The sequence below is a fragment of the Allosphingosinicella sp. genome, from assembly GCF_036387215.1.
Lineage (GTDB): Bacteria > Pseudomonadota > Alphaproteobacteria > Sphingomonadales > Sphingomonadaceae > Allosphingosinicella.
The window spans coordinates 1-2,977 of record NZ_DASVUE010000429.1 but is presented as its reverse complement, the minus strand read 5'-3'; the positions used below and the strand labels follow the sequence as shown (position 1 = coordinate 2,977).

Here is a 2,977-nt window from a genome sequence, read left to right as displayed (position 1 = left end):
AGCGGCAATTTCTCGATCTTCGTGCACGGGCGAAGCGCGCATGCGGGGCGGAACCCGGAGGACGGACGCAACGCCATCGTGGCGGCGGCCGATCTGGCGCTTCGGCTGGCGAAGGCGAAGGGCCCGCGCCTTTCCGTCAATCCGGCGCGGATCGACGGCGGAAGCCCGAACAATGTCGTGCCGGACCATGCTGTCCTGCGCGTGAACATGCGTCCGGCGACGGCGGAGGACCAGCAGCGCGGCCAGTCGCACCTCGACGCGGCGGCGGCGATGGTGGCTGCCGAGCACGAGGTGGAGATCCACGTCCATGGCGGCTTCGCACGGCCGCCGAAGCCGCTCGATGCGGCCGCCGAGCGGCTGTTCGAGCTCGTGAAGAGCTGCGGCGCCGATCTCGGCCAGGAGATTGGCTGGCGCCCGAGCGGGGGCGTCTGCGACGGCAACAATATCGCCGCCTGCGGGGTGCCGGTCGTCGATACGATGGGGGTGCGCGGCGGCGCCATCCACTCGCCCGACGAATATCTGATCGTCGATAGCCTCCTGGAGCGCGCGCAGCTGTCGGCGCTCACCATCCTTCGTCTTGCTTCTGGAGCCATTGCGTGAGTTTTCGAGTCCGACCGGCCAACAACGAGGATTTCCAGTCGATCTACGAGATGGCGAAGCTGACGGGCGGCGGCTTCACCAACCTGCCGCCGGACCGCGGGTCGCTGGTCGACAAGCTGATCCGCTCGGAAAAGGCGTTCCAGTCGGACGTCGAGGAGCAGAGCGACCAGCTCTATCTGATGGTGCTCGAAAATACCGACACGGGCCAGGTCCGCGGCACGTGCCAGCTGTTCGGGATGGTGGGCACCGAATGGCCTTTCTACAGCTACCGCCTCTCCACCCTCACCCAGACCTCGAAAGCGCTCGGCAAGACCTTCCGGGCGGAGATGCTGACGCTGTGCACCGATTTCGAAGGTTCGTCCGAGGTGGGCGGCCTCTTCCTCCACCCGGGCGAGCGCGCCGGCGGCCTCGGCATGCTGCTCGCCCGAAGCCGCTACCTTTTCATCCGCCAGCACCGGAAGAGGTTCGGCAACCGCGTCCTGGCCGAGCTCCGGGGCGTCATCGACGAATCCGGCGGGTCGCCCTTCTGGGACGCGATCGCCGGCCGTTTCTTCGGAATGGATTTCCGCGAGGCGGACGAGTTCAACGCCATGCACGGCACCCAGTTCATCGCCGACCTGATGCCGAAGACGCCGATCTATACGGCCATGCTGCCTGAGAGCGCCCGAAGCGTGATGGGCGTCCCCCACCCCTCCGGGCGCGCGGCGATGAAGATGCTTGAGCGGGAAGGCTTCAGCTACGATTGCTATGTCGACATCTTCGACGGCGGCCCCACCATGTGCGCCCAGACGGACAGCATCCGCACGATCCGCGATTCCCACGAATTCGTGCTGGCGGGCATCAGCGACGACATCGATACCGAGCCGATGATGCTTGCTGCGGGCCGGCTGACGAGCTTCGCGGTCTGCTACGGGCATCTGGGGCAGGATCCGGACGGCACGGCGACGCTCGATTCGAAGAGTGCGGAGCTTCTGAACATCCGCCCCGGCGACACTTTCCTGGCGATGGGGCGCTGAGGTGGCGCTCCGCGAGATCAACTTCGACGGCATCATCGGCCCGAGCCACAATTATGCCGGCCTCAGCCTCGGCAACCTCGCCTCGACCACGAACGCGCTCAACATCTCGCACCCGCGCGACGCGGCGCTGCAGGGCGTCGAGAAGATGCGACACAATCTCGGGCTCGGCCTCGCGCAGGGCATTTTCGTCCCGCTCCCCCGCCCGAACCACGACTGGCTGAGCGATCTCGGCACGACCGTCCAGGACGCTCCCGACACGCTCCGGCCCGCCGCTTTCTCGGCTTCCGCGATGTGGGCGGCCAATGCGGCGACCGTCTCCCCCGCTCCCGACACCGAGGACGGCCGCTGCCACCTCACGGTCGCCAATCTGCGCACCATGGCGCACCGGAGCCATGAATGGCCCGACACATATTGCCAGCTTCGATGCGCCTTCGGGAATGGCGAGCACTTCCGAGTCCACCGGCCGGTGCCGCCCGCCTTCGGCGACGAGGGCGCCGCAAACCATATGCGGATCGCGCCTTCACACGGGGCGCCCGGCGTCGAGATCTTCGTCTACGGCAAAAGCGGCGGCCGCTTTCCGGCGCGGCAGCATGTCGAGGCCTCCCGTGCGGTTGCGCGGTTCCACGGGCTCGATCCCGAACGCACCCTGTTCGCCGCCCAGTCAGAGGAGGCGATCGCCGCGGGCGCGTTCCACAACGACGTGGTCGCGGTCGCCAACGAGAACGTGCTCTTCGCCCACGAGCAGGCGTTCGAGAACCGGGCCGAGCTCTACACGGCGCTCCGCCGCCTCGTCCCGGAGGTGGAGATCGTCGAGGTGCCCGCCGCGGCGGTCGGCCTCGACGATGCGATCAAGAGCTATCTCTTCAACGCCCAACTCGTCTCGCTGCCCGACGGCGGGATGGGCCTGATCCTCCCCGAGGAGGCGCGCGAGACGCCGTCGGTGTGGCGCTGGCTCGAGCAGATGGTCGAAGGCAACGGGCCGATCCGCGAGCTGTTCGTGGTGGATGTGCGGCAATCGATGGCGAACGGCGGCGGCCCCGCCTGCCTGAGGCTCCGGGTGGTCGCCGATCCGGCGGCTGTCGATCCCCGCTTCATGGCCGACGAAGCCAAGCTCGACGCGATTTCAGGCTGCATCGCCGAATGGTGGCCCGAGCAGATAGCTCCCGACGATCTCCTCAATCCCGAGCTTTGGGACCGGATCGAGCACGCGCGCGAGGCGCTGCTGGAGACGCTGGACCTTAGCGACCTCGCCTGATCAGCCCTCGGCGCTCCAGAAGATGTCGATCGAGGCGTCGAAGCCCGCGATCACCCGCCCGATTGCGAGGGACGAAAGCGGCCCTTCCTTGATCGCCTGCTCGAGC

General features: G+C 67.6%; 3 protein-coding genes. All 3 read left to right on the top strand.

Going from position 1 to position 2,977, the window contains the following annotated elements:
• The coding region (locus VF662_RS16305) for a M20/M25/M40 family metallo-hydrolase (protein WP_464143007.1) at nucleotides 1-600 on the top strand (600 nt) is incomplete at its 5' end.
• On the top strand, nucleotides 597-1,616 hold the full coding sequence (locus VF662_RS16300) for an arginine N-succinyltransferase (RefSeq protein WP_464143006.1): 1,020 nt from the start codon (nucleotides 597-599) through the stop codon (nucleotides 1,614-1,616). The genes VF662_RS16305 and VF662_RS16300, both read left to right, overlap by 4 nt.
• A 1-nt stretch (nucleotide 1,617) precedes the next feature.
• Complete coding sequence (locus VF662_RS16295; protein ID WP_464143005.1) at nucleotides 1,618-2,871, top strand: N-succinylarginine dihydrolase; 1,254 nt, start codon at nucleotides 1,618-1,620, stop codon at nucleotides 2,869-2,871.
• Nucleotides 2,872-2,977: the final 106 nt, after the last annotated feature.